The following is a 16,273-nucleotide window of genomic DNA, read 5'->3' on the forward strand; positions in this document are numbered from 1 at the left end:
ACTTTACAATCACATATTGTGTAACATGCATATATCATTTATAATCGGTTATTAAAAAGCACCTATCGATGGGCGCTGCTTGAAAGGAAATGAATTTCTTATGTCAAGTAAGTTGAGAGCGGGTATTGTTGGCGGCACCGGTATGGTGGGCCAGCGTTTCATTGCACTTCTTGAGAATCATCCATGGTTTCAGGTAACAGCTATTGCTGCTAGCGCCAATTCGGCCGGCAAAACGTATGAAGAGTCCGTCAAAGGCAGATGGAAGCTGTCCACACCGATGCCTGAGGCCGTTAAGAGCATCATGGTCCAGGACGCGTCCAAGGTGGAGGAAGTGTCAGCGGATGTGGATCTGATCTTCTGCGCTGTCGATATGAAGAAAGAAGAAATCAAGGCACTGGAAGAAGCCTATGCACGCACCGGCACTCCGGTCATTTCGAACAATTCGGCACACCGCTGGACGCCGGATGTTCCGATGGTGATTCCTGAGATCAACCCTGAGCATCTTGAGGTCATTGCCCAGCAGCGCAAACGTCTGGGAACAGAAACCGGATTTATCGCTGTTAAACCAAACTGTTCTATTCAGAGCTACATGCCTACACTGCATGCACTTCATGATTTCAAGCCTTCGAAGGTTGTCGTGACGACCTATCAGGCGATTTCCGGGGCAGGCAAAACCTTTGCCGACTGGCCGGACATGGTGGATAACGTGATTCCCTTCATCGGCGGCGAAGAAGAGAAGAGCGAGCAGGAGCCGCTGCGGATCTGGGGTAAAGTAACAGACGAGGGTATTGTCAAAAGCGAACAGCCTGTGATCACAACCCAGTGTATTCGTGTGCCTGTCGCTGACGGCCATTTGGCTGCGGTATTCGCCTCCTTTGAGCAGAAGCCTTCGAAGGAAGAAATTCTGGAACGCTGGAGCAGCTTCCAGGGACGTCCACAGCAGCTGGGATTGCCGAGTGCGCCTAAGCAGTTCATCACCTATTTCGAAGAAGAGAACCGTCCGCAGACCCGACTGGACCGTGATATCGAGAATGGCATGGGAATCTCGGCCGGCAGACTCCGTGAAGATTCACTGTATGACTACAAATTCGTCAGCCTGTCCCACAACACTGTACGCGGTGCTGCCGGCGGTGCTGTACTGATCGCTGAGCTGCTGAAGGCTGAAGGTTATATTCAGCCGAAATAAGCAGCGGGAACACCTTCATTTAGGCCCGTGATGCAGCCTGCCGGATATTCTCCGTGCAGGTTGTTTGCGCTTTTACCTGACATAACCCCCGGAATAATGGTAAGATAGAGGAATGCATGACGAAAACTGAATACTGACGGAGTGATATTGTGGCAAAAAGTAAAGGCGGCGGCACAGGCAGAGGAACAGGGAGCAAGGGCTGGACCCGCTGGAATAAGACGGCGAAACCCGTGAAGCCGGCCAAAAGCGGACCTCCCGGAAGCCAGGGAAGCAAGGGCGCAGGCGCAGCTAAGGGCAGCAGCGGAAACAAAACCGGAGGCAGTAAATAAGGCGGCCATGTGCCCATAATAGTTTCAAAATATAAGGGTTTATATGTTCACCTGATAACTAATCCTTCTATTTCTCACTGAAACGGAACCGTCCTAATTCAAGGACGGCATAACCGTTTCCACTTGGCAACATCTGATTTGTAAGTGAATCAGGTGTTCTTTAATATGTAGGGCAGGAAAGCGGGTAACCTCATGAGAATTAATAAATATATAAGTGAGACAGGTGTATATCCGCGCAGAGAGACGGACCGGCTGATTGCAGCGGGACGGATAACCATTAACGGTATGGTATGTGCCGCGGGGGCCAGTGTTGAGCCTGGAGATACGGTGGCCGTTGACGGCGTTACACTCAGTCCGGACCGGGAAGAACGGGTCTATCTGGCTCTTAATAAGCCGGTAGGGATTACCTGCACTGCTGCCCGGCAGGTGAAGGGGAACATCATTGACTATGTCGGTTATCCTTCCCGGATCTTTGCCGTCGGCAGGCTGGATAAACAGTCCGAAGGGCTGATACTCATGACCAATGACGGAGCAGTGGTTAACCGGATGATGCGCTCCGAGCATGGTCATGAGAAGGAGTACAGGGTTACGGTGGACAAGCAGGTAACCGGATTATTTTTGCAGGAGATGTCAGCCGGTGTGGATATTCTGGAGACCCGGACCAAACCTTGCGTCACCCGCATGATCTCGGATCATGAATTTGCGATTATTCTGACTCAAGGGCTGAATTTACAAATCCGCCGGATGTGCAAAGCACTGGGCTACCGTGTGCTCCGGTTAGAGCGTGTACGGATCATGCATATTACGCTCAGCGGACTAGCGCGTGGGCAGTGGAGGCATCTGACCGGGGATGAGCTGGCCGAGCTCCATTCGAGACTAGGAGGATAAGAAGAAATGCGAATATTAAGCTTACTGTTAGCGTTAGCGGTTATAGCAGGTTGTTCAAGCAGCGCGGGTACTGAATCCGCAGAGCCGGCAGCAACACCGGTCTCATCATCAGTATCGCCGTCCTCTGATCCGCAGGCATCAGCGGAAGAGGCAGCACCTGCCGGAGAATTGCCCGAAGTCTCCCCGGAGATTGCAGATAAGTATTCTGATTTCGTACATATGGATGCCGTTCAGTTGAACGGGCAGATCTTCGAGGTATACTACTGGAACAAAGGGGAGTTTACGTATACGCAGTTTGCGATTGTGAAGGACGGGAAGATTGTCTTTGACAGCAAGCAGGCCGGAATTAAGATTGAAGGCGGCAATATCTGGAGTGAGGAAGATGATCTCTGGGCGGAAGCGCTTGTGCAGAATAACCATGCCACCTTTTTGTTCAGTCTGATGGATAACCGTCCTGAATCCTCCTATATTGTCGTGGAGGAAATCGACGGAGTCATGCAGTTGACCGTTAAAGATAATGTCTCGGTGAACTATGAGGATACGGATCAGGACGGAGATGAGGATTTGCTTGCAAGTCCCTTCTCCGGGCAGTTGCCGCTTGGTCCAGCGTTGGTAGGCGTGTATGAGCTTCAGGGAACGCGGTATGTACCGGATAAGACCCTCACCAAGCAATATGCCGAAGACCAGCTGCGGCTTAGTGAGCAGGAGTACAAAAATAACCCTACAGACCTGACATTGGACAGCTTACTCAGTGCCTATCTGATTCTGGAGCAGCGTAGCTTTGCATTGACGCGGTTTGAAGAATTCTATGAGTGGGCAGGACAGCGTGCCGGAGACGGCGGTTTTGTGGACGAATATTATGCCCGCTTGAAGAAGAATGAGACGCCGGAATACTTCAGCGGCTGGATGGACAAGCTGGAGCCATTGCATACAGAGAGATAAACCTGGACTTATCTGTTCAATTATAAAAGAGGGATTCCCAAGCAGCCGTTATGGCTTCCGGGAATCCCTTTTTTCAATTCTATACAATATCAGGTTGCGGATGCTTTCTCCTGAAACTGCTTATTATACAAATCCCTGTACATCCCGTTGTCCGCCAGAAGTGAATCATGTTGTCCTGACTCTACGATAGCGCCGTCCTGAACGACGAGAATAGTGTCGGCAGCCATTATAGTGGATAGCCTGTGGGCGATAACGATGCTGGTCTTGCCCAGCAGCAGCTGATGCATCGCTTGCTGGATATAGAATTCCGATACCGTATCCAATGACGAAGTGGCTTCATCCATGATGATAACCGGCGGATTCTTAAGCAGCACGCGGGCGATCGAGATCCGCTGCTTCTCTCCACCGGAGAGCTTGATCCCCCGGTTACCGACTACTGTGCTGTAGCCTTCAGGCAGCTTCATAATGAAATCATGGATATAGGCTGCTTCGCAGGCGGCAATCATCTCAGCTTCGGTGGCACCGGCGCTTGCATAGAGCAGATTCTCTTTAATTGTCCCGTTGAACAGGTATGTGTCCTGGGTAACCAAGCCAATCTGGGAGCGGAGCGAATGTAACGTGAATTCACGGATGTCCTTGCCGCCGATGCGGATCACACCCGAATCCAGTTCATAGAGTCTGGGGATGAGGCTGGTAATGGTTGTTTTACCCGCTCCGCTGGGGCCGACCAGCGCAGTCAATGATCCGGCGGCAGCCGTGAAGGAAATCCCCTGCAGGGCCGGTTTGTCCGGCTGATATGCGAAATTTACATTTTCGAAGACGATATCCTGACCTTCAGCACTGCTCGGCAGGGCCAGCGGTGAATCCACAATCAGCGGGTCCATATCGAAATAGTCAAAAATCCGTTCAAACAGCGCCACCGAACGGTTCACATCCACATACAGATTAGTCATTTGCATGACCGGCCCGTATAATCTGCCCAGCAGCGCCACAAAGGTGATAATCGCACCAACCGTCAGCTCTCCCTGGATAAATAGATAACCGCCGTACAGATATATCAGCATTGGCCCGATACTGGTGAAGGTGGTGAGGACCAGCATAAACCAGCGGCCGGCCATTGATTCCCTGATCTGCAGGCGTGTCGCCTGGGCATTAACGGTTCTGAAGTTTGTCAGCTCGGTGTCTTCCTTGGTGAACAGCTTCATGAGCATATATCCGCTGAGACTGAGCGTTTCCTGGATGATCTGATTTTGCTCGGAGATTTTCTCCTGGGTTTCCTTGGCCAGCTTCCAGCGCACATTGCCCATTTTGCGGGTTGGCATAATGAACAGGGGGACGACCACGATGCCCAGCAGCGCCAGCTTCCAGTTCATGATAAACAGAGTTACTGCCGTAGTGGTAAGAATGAACAGGTTGCTGGCAAAATTGACGATAGTGCTGTTGAACACCCCTTGTATTCCGGCAATATCACTGGTCATCCGGGTGATGACTTCACCCTGCTTGACACCTGAGAAGAACTGCAGCGGCATGCCCTGCAGATGGCGGTACATCTGATTCTTCATATCATGGACAATGTTTTGGGAGATAAAAGAGTTGAGATAATTCTGCACTACTCCCAGCAGGCCGGACACTACAGTCGTCCCCAGTGAGGCAAGGACGAGCAGAACCAGCAGCTGCAGATTTTTATCCGGGAGCGCGCGGTCAATAATATGCTGAATAAGGATGGGAGGGAGCAGCCCGAGCACTGCGGAAATGCAGAGCACAATCATTACCAGCAGGGTCTGCTTCCAGTAAGGCAGGAAATATTTCACGATGCGGAGCAGGAGCGCCTTGGATATATCCGGCTTCGCTTCATCATCATCGAACTTTAATTTGCCATGCCCGGGTCCGCCGAATCCCATTGGACCGAAACCTCTGGACATTATTCATCACCAGCTTTGTGTGTTATTTAAGTGATCCTGATTCCGGGTCAGCTGTTCGAGCAGCTGTGAATGCATTTGAATGAGCGACTGAACCTCTTCTCCGGAAAAATGGTCCAGCGCCGCTCCCAGCATTTTGTAAGAGTAGGCGTCTTCATTATATTGTCTGCACAGCGCTTCGCCTGCCGGTGTGAGATTCAGCTTCGTCTCCCTGCGGTCTGCCGCGGAGGCGGCACGGGTTACCAGCTCCTTCTCGACCAGAGCATCGATATGCAGGCTTACACGGCTCTTGGCAAACACCAGGCGTTCTGTTACTTCCTTCTGCGATTGTCCGGGATGCTTGCGAAGTGATTCCAGTATGCCGACCTGATGCACGGTTAATCCGAGATCCGCTGCGCTCTGGTGGGCCAGCTTACGGAGCTGGCGGGCAACGGCGAGCAAGGAATGATACACCTCTATCGTCTGCGCCGGATCTGTCATGAAAGGACCTCCTCTGAATTGAAATAGTTTCTCTTGTAAACAGTTTACAATGTAAACCGAATATACGCCTGATTATTCCAAATGTAAATGTTATGTTGAAATCGCGATAGACAAGTTGCACCGCAATGCATAAATAACACCCGCAGCGCTTGTGTGAGGGCAGCTGCGGGTGTTATTGAAACAGATAAATTCTTAATCATTAATCCAGCCGAACTTCCTCGCGGTCTCCCGGATATCCTCCGCTCCGGCAATAGCCGAGATTACGGAGATTCCGTCTGCTCCAGCCCGGAGCACCGGCAGGGCGTTATCCAGGGTTATTCCACCGATCCCTACCAGGGGAATATTAAGACCGCTGCGGCGAAGCTCTTCTATGACAGCTGTTCCTTGAACGGCTTCGGCATCGTCCTTGGAGGAGGTGGGGTATACCGGACCGATCCCAAGATAATCGGCTCCGTCAGCAATAGCCTGCTGAGCTTCTGCGAGATTATGGGCGGAAACGCCGATAATCTTATGCTCGCCGAGCCGCTGGCGGATCGTCCGGGCCGGCAGATCATCCTGGCCGGCATGGACCCCGTCTGCATCTAGGGCAACCGCCAGCTCCAGATCGTCATTGACGATGAATGGGATACGATGGGCCCGGCAGATTGCCCGGAGCTGCTGTCCAAGCTCAAGCAGAGCGGCGCCGGTCAGAGCACCGGGACCCTTTTCACGGAACTGAAATAAGGTGATTCCCCCGTCTGCCGCCGCAGATAAGGTTTCGGCTGGAGAGAGGCGGCAGTTCACGCTGCCCATAATGAAATATACCTTCAGGAGCTTGCGCATATCCACACTGTTAATCCGCTTCATAGCTGCTGCCCCCCTGATCTGATACGGTTCCCGTAAGCAAAATGATTGGTCGGCCCATGTCCTGCCCCGATGTTCAGACTGTCCTCAATGGCTGCCTGAATGAAGGCTTTGGCTGTATGAACCGCTTCATTTATAGAATGGCCGAGCGCAAGGCCTGCCGCCACCGCCGCCGAGAAAGTACAGCCGGTTCCATGGGTATGCCTGGTCTCGATCCGCGGACTGGTCATATATTGAAATTCCCGGCCGTCATAGAACAGGTCTACAAGCTCATCGCCCTCCGGACCATGCCCGCCTTTAAGAACAATGTACTGCGGCCCCATCTGATGCAGGAGTCTCGCAGCCTGTTCTCTGTCTGCCATACGCTTGATCTTCATCCCGGTGAGAATCTCAGCTTCGGGAAGATTGGGGGTAACCACAAGTGCCAGAGGCAGCAGTCCGTTAATTAGCGCCTGCACGGCTTCCTGCAGCAGCAGAGCAGACCCGCCCTTGGCGACCATTACCGGGTCGATTACCAGCCGCTGCTGCCAGCCGTATTCAGACACCTTATCCGCGACAACACTGATAATTTCACTGCTGAACAGCATGCCGGTCTTAATGGCATCGGGCAGCAAATCATTGCCAATAGAATTCAGCTGCGCAGAAACAGCGTCTGTGCTCAGCGGATAAACACCTTGAACCCCTAAGGTATTCTGTGCCGTAACTGCAGTGAGCGCGGACATTCCATAGACTCCCAGCTCCTGAAAGGTCTTCAGATCAGCCTGAATGCCGGCACCGCCGCCACTGTCGGAGCCGGCAATCGTTAACGCTTTACGTATACGGGTCATCGGGTATTCTCCTTTAGGTTGTCAGGTTTATGGTTCAAGCAGCTGTAAGCGTGACCGGCTGCTGTAGATGTCAGGGGTCACCAGGGTTAATTGATTCAGGAACTCCACCTGGAAGCTGCCGGGTCCTTGTCCTTCTGCGGCATCAGCTGCAATCTCGGCTGCCACACCATAGAACGAGAGGGCTTCGGCAGCTGCCTCAAGCATGTGTCCGCTGCTAACAGCAAGAAATGCGCCAACTACGGCACTGAGCAGACAGCCGGTTCCTGTCACTTTGGTCAGAATGGAGTGGCCGTTGCTGGCGATGTAAGTGCGGGTGCCGTTGCTAATGATATCCTCCTTACCTGTGATGATCACCACACAGTTCAGCTTCCGCGCTGCCTTGTTCGCCAAGGTGATCACATCACCTTCGCCTGCTCCGGCATCGACGCCTTTGCTCGCCCAGCTCTCTCCGGCGACATTGGCAACCTCGGCCACATTGCCGCGCAGAGCGGTCAGCTGCAGCTCTCCCAGCAGCTTCGCGGTAACCTCGGTGCGGTACGGTGTAGCGCCTGCTCCAACGGGATCAAGTACAAGCGGGACGCCATGCCGGTTCGCGGCTTGTCCGGCCTTCACCATTGAAGCGATGGCCGCTTCATTCAGTGTGCCGATGTTCAGCACGACCGCCCCGGACATTGCAGCAACATCCTCCACTTCTTCGGGCGCATCCGCCATGAACGGGGAAGCCCCCAGCGCCAGCAGTCCATTAGCGGTGAAATTAGCCACTACAATGTTGGTAATGTTATGTACGAGCGGATTTGCCTGCCGTACCTTGGATAGAAAAGACATGATTATTCCTCCTGAAAGTTTTGATAGCATAAGCACCCTTGAGATCACTTCGCAAAACTCACTTCGAAAGCATGTAAAGCATGTTCTATAAATTAATAAAAGCATCCGCACTTTCGATATCCTCTGCCAGCAGACCGCTCTCACTCAGCCATTTGCGGACATTCTCCCAGGAGGCGGTATCCTGATAACCGAAGGGCTGTTCGCCGGCATCCATCAGCGGCAGCAGAATCTCCAGGCTGCGCTTCTCGATGGCTTCATCAAGCGGTGCCGTCGTATCCTGATGCTCCAGCAGAAGCTTCAGTGCCTGCTCCGGCTGCTGAGCGGCGAATTGCTGGCCCTTGCGCGCAGCATTCATGAACTTTTGGAAATATTCCCGGGATTCCTGCAGACCTTGATCACTTGCGACCAGCACCAGCTCATAATAATCAGGAACCCCGTAGTCTACCGGATTAAACGAACGTACAGGATGGCCTTCCTGTTCTAATATCAGCTGTTCATGGTTGATGAAGCCGCCCATAATTCCGTCCACGCGTCCCGTCGAGAGGGCAGGGATAAGTTCGAACCCAACGTCAATCAGCTTCAGGGAGCCGGGATCACCACCGTCGTTTTTGACCATGGTATGCAGCATGGCTTCGTACAGCGGAATGGAAGAGTAACCGGCCTGCTTGCCGGAGAGCTCGCCCGGGCGGGTTATTCCACTGTCCGCGGATACCATGAGATGGTTCAGGGGGTGCCGCACCAGAGCAGCAACGGATTTGACCGGAATCTGCTCTCCCCGGGCCATCAGCACCTGCGGCTGGTAGCTTAGGGCCAGGTCAACTTGTCCGGCAGCCACGAGCTTCAGTGCGTCGTTGCTGTCGGCAGGCATCTGAATCTCAACATCAAGCCCTTCTTCAGCGAAATACCCATTACTCTGTGCCGCATACAAAAAGGAGTGAACAGCGTTCGGGTACCAGTCGAGCATAATCGTCAGCTTATGGGCTTTACTACTTTCGGCGCCTGCCGCCGGAGCGGATGATGTAGATGGTGATGATGAGCCGGAGCCAGCCGGTCCGTTATTGGCACCGCAGCCTGATAGAACCAAAAGAACAGACAGGAGCAATAAATAAGGCAGTAATTTATAAGGTTGAGCACTACGGGTGTAGAGATAACGGTTATAGCGGATCGGAGTCATGAATAGCGTCCTCTTTTCTTCAGAAATAACTTCTCCAGCATGGCAATACAAAGGAATAGTGTGATACCCAGTACGGACAGCAGCACAACAGCGGCAAACATCTCGGCACTCTGCAGATTGCCGGCCATTCTCCGGCTGAAGTAACCCAGCCCCCGGCTGCCTCCAAGCCATTCACCGATGGTAGCGCCAATGACACAGTACACAACCGACAGCTTCAGTCCGGAGAAAAAGGACGGCAGGGCCAGCGGAACAGCAGCCTTGCGGAGAATCTGCCAGCGGTTCGCGCCAAGCGTCAGCAGCAGCTCGCGGTACTGCTCGGTATTCTTGCCCAGCCCGTCATAGGTGCCGACAACTACCGGGAAGAAGGCGGTCAGGAACACTACGGCAACCTTGCTCCACAGGGTGTAGCCGAACCACATGATAAACAGGGGAGAGAGCGCAACCAGCGGAATTGTCTGGCTGATGATCAGCAGCGGATACAGCGCTGTGGCCAGCGGCCTGAACAGATGCATGCCTGTTCCCAGCAGGCTTCCGCAGAAGACGGACAGAGCGAAGCCTGTGAGTACCTCAAGCAGTGTTGCGGGCAGGTGGACGCCGAAGAGTAAACGCCTGTCTTCCATCAGAGCGTTCCAGATGGCAGTGGGAGCCGGCAGGATGAACGGGGGGATCAGCCCCAGCCGGGATACGGTTTCCCAGGCCGCCAGGATCACCACTACAAGCAGGGTGGCTGGTCCGTATTCCCGCAGCAAGCCCCTATAGAAGACGGTTGTCATACAGCTTCAGCTCCAAATCCTTCCGCAGGGCCGTAAACTGCGGTTCATAGTTCAGACTGTGATGTCTGGGACGGGGAAGACCGGTAATGAATTCCTGCATGCCGCCCCCGGCACCGCCGGTCATCAGATAGATGCGGTCACTGAGCAGAAGCGCTTCCTCAAGGTCATGGGTGATGAATAGTACAGTCTTGTCCAGTCCCGACCATAATTCCAGCAGCCAGCGGTGCAGGTCCCGTTTGGTGATGGCGTCCAGTGCTCCGAACGGCTCGTCCAGCAAGAGCAGCTCATTCCCGGAGGCAATTGTGCGGAGTAATGCTACCCGCTGGCGCATGCCGCCCGACAGCTCATGCGGATACGCTGCCCCGGTCTCACCAAGGCCGAACTGCTGCAGCATGGTGCGGATTTGAATAACAGCTTCCTCTTTGGAGCAGCCCCGCTTCAGTTCCCAGGGCAGCAGGCAATTGTCCAGCACGGTTCTCCAGGGCAGCAGGAGATCCTGCTGCGGCATATAGCCGACATGACCGAGCCGCTGTGATGCGGAATATGAGGGTAGCCCGTGCAGTGCAACCTCGCCGCTGCCGGGTTCCAGCAGGCCGGCGATAATCTTGAACAGCGTGCTTTTGCCGCAGCCGCTGGCACCCACGACTGAGATGAACTCCCCGCGGCGGACCTTCATCGAGATTCCGGAGAAGACAGGAGCCTTTGGCGCAGCTGCGAAGGAATAGGTCAGATTGGTAATGTTGATCATTGGTTGGTGAAGCAAGCCTCCTTGGGGAAAGATATTTACGATACGAAAACAAGAAAGACCCATCCATTTCCGGAGGAAATGAATGGGCCTGAAGGTACAGTCAGTTTGCAAAGACGCGGAACCGCTGATACATTCTGCTCCACTTCCCTCCGCTGGTATGATCCAGATCAGGTTCCAAGGGTCCGGAGCTTAAGCTCCGTCTCAGTCGGCCGACTCCCCTAGTGAAATAACAGGTGCTATTGAATTCGTAATTGCTACTTAATATACCATATTTTCCCCGCTTGTAAAGAGCTGCTTGTCATCGCTTAGAGAGGCCGGTTATGAACAATACAACAATTCCCCGGGAGATTTCCTCCTTAGTAGAGCCGTTCCGTTTCTGTTCATACAGGTAAAGATCGGGACTAAGGATAGAGATCAGCGCAGTGGCTGCGAAGCGGGGATCAATCCCGATAATCTCTCCGTTGGCGGACGCGCGGTGCAGAAGTTCAGTCATAACAATTCCGAGCCGCTGGAAAAAAGGATGTTCGAACTGGGTAAGCTGCTTCTTGCCGGTGAATTCGGATTTGATCATATTCAGGAGCTCCGCATATTGCTCAACGAAACCAACGACCTGCTCAATGCTGCTCTGCAGATGAGCCAGGGCAGCCGTTTCACCGGCGCTGGCAGCAAGCTGATGCTCCATCCCGGACAGAAACTGCTCAGTGCTGTCCAGCAGCAGCGCGGAGCAGATTTCGCCCTTATCGGTGAAGCGGCGATACAGCGAGCCCTGTCCTATGCCTGCCCGTTTGGCAATGCCGTACATGCTGACGGCCTCCAGACCGCTCTCGGTGAACAGCTGGCGGGCGGCTTCGAGAATCCGCTGCACATAAGGGTCGGCGGGTTCCTTTGCAGCATTGTCTCTGTTCTCTGTGTTCTTTGGAGCTGCTGATGTTACAGGCTCAACTTCCGTTTCTATTTTTTTCATGATGTCCCCTTTCAGAAATTATGCCTACAATGCATTTAAGAAGTCTCTATTCTCCAGGTAACGAATCAAGTTTGCAGAAAATCATATAAATCATTTGACACAACGGACAATTGTCCGTAGACTATGAAATGCGAACACGGACAATTGTCCGTTCACTAATTATATAGACATATCTGCCCGCAGGTCAACGTAGATGACAGCGGACAGTTAAGGAGGAGAAGGAGTATGGATCAGACCTTGAAGCAGGATGCCGATTTCCGGTTATCCGGCATTCTAGTTCCGCTGCTGGCGATTATTGCCGGCGTATTTATGGTTGTCCTGGACAGTACAGCAATGAATGTGGCTTTATCCAGGCTGGTCGTGGATTTCAAAACAGATCTGCACACGCTGCAGTGGGTAGTAACCGGATATATGCTCGCGCAGGCTTCCGTCATTCCGTTGTCGGGCTGGCTGTCTGACCGGTTCGGGGCTAAGAATGTCTTTTTGACAGCCGTTATTGTGTTTACGGTTGGCTCGATTCTGTGTGCAACGCCAAGCCGTGCAGAATGGCTGGTTGCTTTCCGTGTATTGCAGGGACTCGGCGGAGGCTGTGTGCTACCGGTCGGGATGGCGTATGTCTACAGACTGGCTCCGAAGAATAAAGTGGGCGTCGTCATGGGTATTATGGGAATTCCGGTGCTGTTCGCTCCGGCGATTGGTCCTGTACTGTCCGGCTGGCTGGTGGAGTATCACTCCTGGCGCTGGATCTTCCTGATTAATATTCCTATCGGCATTATCTGTGTGCTGATCGGGCTGCGGAAGCTGCCGAATGCGGCGAAGAACTCCGTACCCGGCATGGATAAATTCGGAATGGTCCTCGGACCGCTGGCTTTTGCTTCACTCACTTACGGAGTAAGTCAGGGGGCGCAGAGCTGGACCTCTGACAAAACTCTAATCGGGCTGTCTCTGGGAGCTGTTGCTCTGATTGCCTTTGTCATTGCCGAGCTTCGTTCCAGGACCCCTCTACTGGAGCTGCGGATTCTGAAATCTGTGGATTTCACCACCGGGATTATCGTGCAGTGGATCGCCCAGTTCGGTTTATACGGCGCCTTATTCCTGCTGCCGCAGTTTCTGCAGCAGGCGCGCGGCTTCGGCGCATTCGATACCGGCCTGACACTGCTGCCGCAGGCCATCGCTTCCGGGCTGATGATGCCGATTGCCGGCATTCTGTTCGACCGGATCGGAGTGCGCTGGCTTGTGGTCTGCGGTCTTAGCTTGGTCTCAGGCGCGTTATTCCAGTATTCCCATGTCGATCTGACCACCCAGAGCCGTGATCTGATTCTTCCGCTGATCATGTGCGGTGCAGGGATGGGGATGATGATGATGCCGATGAATACGCATCTGCTGAACAAGGCGCCAGGCAACCTGGTCAACCGGGTAACCTCGCTGACTAACTCCATGCAGCAGGTTATCAACTCGCTTGCAGTGTCGACGCTGGTTACAATCCTGACTGCCAGAACCTCCGCGCGCGGTATTGAGATGCAGGAAGCGGCAGCCGCTGCCGGACAGACTGTGGACGGAGCCTCGAAGGAAGCCCTGCAGCTGGCCAAGCAAACCGTATTGGCCCAAGGCTTCGCCGATACCTTCCGCATTATGATCTTTGTCGCTTTAGGCGGTGCGGTCCTTGGACTGCTGCTGCGCCGGGGCCGTAAGTCAGAAAGCGGAGGCTCCAAAGAGAAAGTTGTGCCTGAAATCATGCACGGTTAACATTCATAAGAAGTAAGGCAGCGATTCTCCGTTACTGGAGGGTCGCTGTTTTGCGTTTTTGATCATTTAGTTTGCCTTCCACTGATGTAGAAACGCAAATTTAGGGCAAGCTAAACTATCAAAAAACGATATAACATAAATCCGATGTATATTATCGGAAAAAGTTATTGACGTATGTAACACCTCAGTGTTACTATTCATTTTGCCGGCAAGTCCGGAACATAAAGAGAGATGAGAGGGGATTAATTTTATGAAAAAACTTAGTCTGACAATTATGCTGCTCCTGACCATGGCAGTGGTTGCGGCGTGCGGCAACAACAATAACAATAATTCAGCAGCAGGCAGCAATGCGGCGGCTGAACCTACTGCAGCGGCTACAGACAGTGCGGCGCCTGCTGAGCAGAATAGTCTGGAAGCTGTCAAAGCAAGCGGCAAGCTGCGTATCGGAACGGAAGGAACCTATGCACCGTTCACGTATCATGATGCGGACGGCAAGCTTACCGGCTTCGATGTCGAAATTGCCGAAGAAGTAACTAAACGTCTGGGCGTGGAAGCTGAGTTTATCGAAACTCAGTGGGACGGTATTTTTGCCGGTATGGATGCCAAGCGGTTCGATACGATCTTCAACGAAGTTTCCATTACCGACGAGCGCAAAGTGAAATATGATTTCTCTGATCCGTATATCGTATCCAAGGCTGTGCTGATCGTCAGTGAAGATAATGAGGATATCAAATCCTTTGCTGACCTCAAGGGTAAGAAAGCCGGCCAGTCCCTGACAAGTAACCTCGGACAGATTGCAACGGACAATGGTGCAGAGATTGTGTCTACAGAAGGCTTCAATCAGGCGATTGACCTGCTGACCTCCGGACGGATTGATGCGACTGTTAATGACGGCTTGTCCTTCCTGGATCTGAAGAAGCAGAAGCCGGATATCAAGATCAAGCAGGTGGATGAGATTGCTGAAGGTTCGTATAGTGCAGCGGTCTTCCTGAAGGGTAACGATGAGCTGGTGCAGGCAGTGAACGAAGCGCTGGCTGCCATGCACGATGACGGTACTTACCTGAAGATTTCCGAGAAGTATTTCGGAGCTGACGTATCGAAATAAGCTTGCCCCCTTAACCGACATTTTCAAATAACTTATGGACAAGGGCGGAGCCGTTAGCTTCCGCCCTGCGCGTCCAAGAAGGATGTCAGAACGATGGATGACCGCAAAATACAAATATTTCTCGACTCACTGCTGCCTCTGTTCAAAGCCGGGGTGGCTTTTACCATTCCGCTAACCCTTGTCTCCTTTGCACTTGGGCTTACGCTTGCTGTAATTACCGCGCTTGTGCGGCTGTCATCCTGGAGAATTCCGAAGCTGATTGCCGGTTTCTATGTATGGGTTATCCGTGGAACACCGCTGCTGCTGCAGCTGTTTATTATCTTCTACGGCTTGCCTACAGTAGGCATTGTGCTGGATCCGTTCATCGCAGCGGTCATCGGCTTCACACTTAGTGTCGGGGCATATTCCTCGGAAATTGTCCGGGCGGCTATTCTGTCTATACATAAAGGCCAATGGGAAGCCGCTTTTTCCGTGGGCATGAGCCGTGGACAGGCTTTGCGGCGCGTGATTCTGCCTCAGGCTGCCCGTGTATCGGTTCCCCCGTTATCGAACTCATTTATCAGTCTTGTGAAGGATACATCACTGGCAGCAAGCATCACATACGTAGAAATGTTCCGCAAAGCACAGCAAATTACAGCGACCACCTACGAACCGCTGCTGCTGTATTGCGAAGCCGGACTGTTCTATTTGCTGTTCTGTTCTGTGCTGTCGGCGCTGCAGAAATATCTGGAGAAGCGGCTGGACCGGTATTCGGCCAGTTAAGGAGGCATACCCATGATTGAAATACGCGATTTACATAAATCCTTCGGTCCGCTGCAGGTCTTGAAGGGCGTTGATCTGACCGTTGAGCATGGCCAGGTGATGGTGATCATCGGACCTTCCGGCTCCGGCAAAACCACCCTGCTGCGCTGCTTCAATCTGCTGGAGACCCCCGATAAGGGGAGTCTGGCTCTGAATAATATTAAGCTGGATTTCACTCCCGGCGGTAAAATCCCGCAGCGCACCGTGCTGTCTCTGCGCCAGCAGACGGGAATGGTCTTCCAGTCCTACAATCTGTTCCCCCATATGACGGCACTGGGGAATGTAATGGAGGGCCAGGTGACTGTTCAGAAGCGTTCCAGGGAGGAAGCCAGAACGAAGGCGCTTGCCCTGCTGGACAAGGTAGGGCTGGCCGACAAGGCCGATACCTATCCGCATCAGCTGTCCGGCGGCCAGCAGCAGCGTGTAGCGATTGCCCGGGCGATGGCGGTAGAACCGGAGGTGCTGCTGTTCGATGAGCCGACCTCGGCGCTCGATCCGGAACTGGTCGGTGAGGTGCTGAAGGTAATCAAGCAGCTGGCCCGGGAAGGAATGACGATGGTCATTGTTACCCATGAGATGAAATTTGCGGCCGATGTGGCCGACCGGATCATCCTGATGGACAATGGGGTCATTCTGGAGCAGGGAACACCGCAGCAGGTGCTGGAGCAGACGAAGAACCCGCGCGCACTGCAGTTCCTGAACCGCCTGAGCGGAGAAGACTGA

General features: G+C 53.2%; 17 protein-coding genes and 1 riboswitch. Of the genes, 8 read left to right on the forward strand and 9 right to left on the reverse strand.

Translation table 11 applies throughout. From position 1 onward, the window contains the following. The first annotated feature begins 100 nt into the window (after positions 1-100). From asd to PBOR_RS15515, 4 genes are all read left to right on the forward strand, one after another. A complete protein-coding gene (gene asd, locus PBOR_RS15500; RefSeq protein WP_042213079.1) occupies positions 101-1,186 on the forward strand; it encodes an aspartate-semialdehyde dehydrogenase in 1,086 nt (361 codons plus the stop codon). Between the two features lie 146 nt (positions 1,187-1,332). Beyond that, complete coding sequence (locus PBOR_RS15505) at positions 1,333-1,515, forward strand: DUF3934 family protein (protein WP_042213081.1); 183 nt, start codon at positions 1,333-1,335, stop codon at positions 1,513-1,515. Positions 1,516-1,707: 192 nt separating this feature from the next. Beyond that, on the forward strand, positions 1,708-2,403 hold the full coding sequence (locus PBOR_RS15510) for a pseudouridine synthase (RefSeq protein ID WP_042213083.1): 696 nt from the start codon (positions 1,708-1,710) through the stop codon (positions 2,401-2,403). Positions 2,404-2,409: 6 nt separating this feature from the next. Continuing rightward, complete coding sequence (locus PBOR_RS15515) at positions 2,410-3,345, forward strand: hypothetical protein (RefSeq protein WP_042213086.1); 936 nt, start codon at positions 2,410-2,412, stop codon at positions 3,343-3,345. Between the two features lie 89 nt (positions 3,346-3,434). Here PBOR_RS15515 and PBOR_RS15520 read toward each other — a convergent pair whose 3' ends face one another. From PBOR_RS15520 to PBOR_RS15560, 9 genes are all read right to left on the reverse strand, one after another. Next, positions 3,435-5,267, reverse strand: a complete 1,833-nt coding sequence (locus PBOR_RS15520; protein ID WP_245648195.1) for an ABC transporter ATP-binding protein — start codon at positions 5,265-5,267, stop codon at positions 3,435-3,437. Between the two features lie 6 nt (positions 5,268-5,273). Then, positions 5,274-5,744, reverse strand: coding sequence for a MarR family winged helix-turn-helix transcriptional regulator (locus tag PBOR_RS15525; RefSeq protein ID WP_042213091.1), 471 nt, complete (start codon positions 5,742-5,744; stop codon positions 5,274-5,276). 192 nt (positions 5,745-5,936) lie between these two features. Beyond that, positions 5,937-6,590 (reverse strand): thiamine phosphate synthase, encoded by a 654-nt coding sequence (gene thiE / locus PBOR_RS15530; RefSeq protein ID WP_042213093.1) that lies wholly within the window; start codon positions 6,588-6,590, stop codon positions 5,937-5,939. Then, complete coding sequence (gene thiD, locus PBOR_RS15535; protein WP_042213097.1) at positions 6,587-7,414, reverse strand: bifunctional hydroxymethylpyrimidine kinase/phosphomethylpyrimidine kinase; 828 nt, start codon at positions 7,412-7,414, stop codon at positions 6,587-6,589. The genes thiE and thiD overlap by 4 nt, the downstream gene beginning before the upstream one ends. A 27-nt stretch (positions 7,415-7,441) precedes the next feature. Then, the gene (gene thiM / locus PBOR_RS15540) at positions 7,442-8,269 is read right to left on the reverse strand and encodes a hydroxyethylthiazole kinase (protein WP_081972380.1); all 828 of its coding nucleotides are present in this window, start codon (positions 8,267-8,269) and stop codon (positions 7,442-7,444) included. A gap of 55 nt (positions 8,270-8,324) precedes the next feature. Further along, positions 8,325-9,413, reverse strand: coding sequence for an ABC transporter substrate-binding protein (locus PBOR_RS15545; RefSeq protein WP_042213101.1), 1,089 nt, complete (start codon positions 9,411-9,413; stop codon positions 8,325-8,327). Next, the gene (locus PBOR_RS15550; RefSeq protein WP_042213103.1) at positions 9,410-10,186 is read right to left on the reverse strand and encodes an ABC transporter permease; all 777 of its coding nucleotides are present in this window, start codon (positions 10,184-10,186) and stop codon (positions 9,410-9,412) included. The genes PBOR_RS15545 and PBOR_RS15550 overlap by 4 nt, the downstream gene beginning before the upstream one ends. After that, entirely contained in the window at positions 10,167-10,949 is a 783-nt protein-coding gene (locus PBOR_RS15555) for an ABC transporter ATP-binding protein (RefSeq protein ID WP_245648197.1), read from the reverse strand. The genes PBOR_RS15550 and PBOR_RS15555 overlap by 20 nt, the downstream gene beginning before the upstream one ends. Before the next feature lie 112 nt (positions 10,950-11,061). Next, positions 11,062-11,164: riboswitch (TPP riboswitch) on the reverse strand. 68 nt (positions 11,165-11,232) lie between these two features. Continuing rightward, a complete protein-coding gene (locus tag PBOR_RS15560) occupies positions 11,233-11,898 on the reverse strand; it encodes a TetR/AcrR family transcriptional regulator (protein ID WP_042213107.1) in 666 nt (221 codons plus the stop codon). A 225-nt stretch (positions 11,899-12,123) separates the two neighbouring features. Between PBOR_RS15560 and PBOR_RS15565 the strand changes: the two genes are divergently transcribed. The 4 genes from PBOR_RS15565 (at position 12,124) to PBOR_RS15580 (ending at position 16,273) form a co-directional block, all read left to right on the forward strand. Then, a complete protein-coding gene (locus PBOR_RS15565; protein WP_042213109.1) occupies positions 12,124-13,644 on the forward strand; it encodes a DHA2 family efflux MFS transporter permease subunit in 1,521 nt (506 codons plus the stop codon). A 250-nt stretch (positions 13,645-13,894) separates the two neighbouring features. Beyond that, positions 13,895-14,749, forward strand: a complete 855-nt coding sequence (locus PBOR_RS15570; RefSeq protein ID WP_042213111.1) for an amino acid ABC transporter substrate-binding protein — start codon at positions 13,895-13,897, stop codon at positions 14,747-14,749. 93 nt (positions 14,750-14,842) lie between these two features. Continuing rightward, on the forward strand, positions 14,843-15,511 hold the full coding sequence (locus PBOR_RS15575) for an amino acid ABC transporter permease (protein ID WP_042213113.1): 669 nt from the start codon (positions 14,843-14,845) through the stop codon (positions 15,509-15,511). A gap of 12 nt (positions 15,512-15,523) precedes the next feature. Continuing rightward, positions 15,524-16,273 (forward strand): amino acid ABC transporter ATP-binding protein, encoded by a 750-nt coding sequence (locus tag PBOR_RS15580; RefSeq protein ID WP_042136749.1) that lies wholly within the window; start codon positions 15,524-15,526, stop codon positions 16,271-16,273.

The sequence above is a fragment of the Paenibacillus borealis genome (assembly GCF_000758665.1).
GTDB classification, from domain to species: Bacteria; Bacillota; Bacilli; order Paenibacillales; family Paenibacillaceae; genus Paenibacillus_AQ; species Paenibacillus_AQ borealis.

Coding starts and splice junctions, on each gene's coding strand:
- PBOR_RS15525 (WP_042213091.1), bottom strand. CDS start 5,744: ATGACAGATCCGGCGCAGACGATAGAGGTGTATCATTCCTTGCTCGCC.
- thiE (WP_042213093.1), bottom strand. CDS start 6,590: ATGAAGCGGATTAACAGTGTGGATATGCGCAAGCTCCTGAAGGTATAT.
- thiD (WP_042213097.1), bottom strand. CDS start 7,414: ATGACCCGTATACGTAAAGCGTTAACGATTGCCGGCTCCGACAGTGGC.
- asd (WP_042213079.1), top strand. CDS start 101: ATGTCAAGTAAGTTGAGAGCGGGTATTGTTGGCGGCACCGGTATGGTG.
- PBOR_RS15570 (WP_042213111.1), top strand. CDS start 13,895: ATGAAAAAACTTAGTCTGACAATTATGCTGCTCCTGACCATGGCAGTG.
- PBOR_RS15545 (WP_042213101.1), bottom strand. CDS start 9,413: ATGACTCCGATCCGCTATAACCGTTATCTCTACACCCGTAGTGCTCAA.
- PBOR_RS15565 (WP_042213109.1), top strand. CDS start 12,124: ATGGATCAGACCTTGAAGCAGGATGCCGATTTCCGGTTATCCGGCATT.
- PBOR_RS15510 (WP_042213083.1), top strand. CDS start 1,708: ATGAGAATTAATAAATATATAAGTGAGACAGGTGTATATCCGCGCAGA.
- thiM (WP_081972380.1), bottom strand. CDS start 8,269: ATGCTATCAAAACTTTCAGGAGGAATAATCATGTCTTTTCTATCCAAG.
- PBOR_RS15515 (WP_042213086.1), top strand. CDS start 2,410: ATGCGAATATTAAGCTTACTGTTAGCGTTAGCGGTTATAGCAGGTTGT.
- PBOR_RS15580 (WP_042136749.1), top strand. CDS start 15,524: ATGATTGAAATACGCGATTTACATAAATCCTTCGGTCCGCTGCAGGTC.
- PBOR_RS15550 (WP_042213103.1), bottom strand. CDS start 10,186: ATGACAACCGTCTTCTATAGGGGCTTGCTGCGGGAATACGGACCAGCC.
- PBOR_RS15560 (WP_042213107.1), bottom strand. CDS start 11,898: ATGAAAAAAATAGAAACGGAAGTTGAGCCTGTAACATCAGCAGCTCCA.
- PBOR_RS15575 (WP_042213113.1), top strand. CDS start 14,843: ATGGATGACCGCAAAATACAAATATTTCTCGACTCACTGCTGCCTCTG.
- PBOR_RS15520 (WP_245648195.1), bottom strand. CDS start 5,267: ATGTCCAGAGGTTTCGGTCCAATGGGATTCGGCGGACCCGGGCATGGC.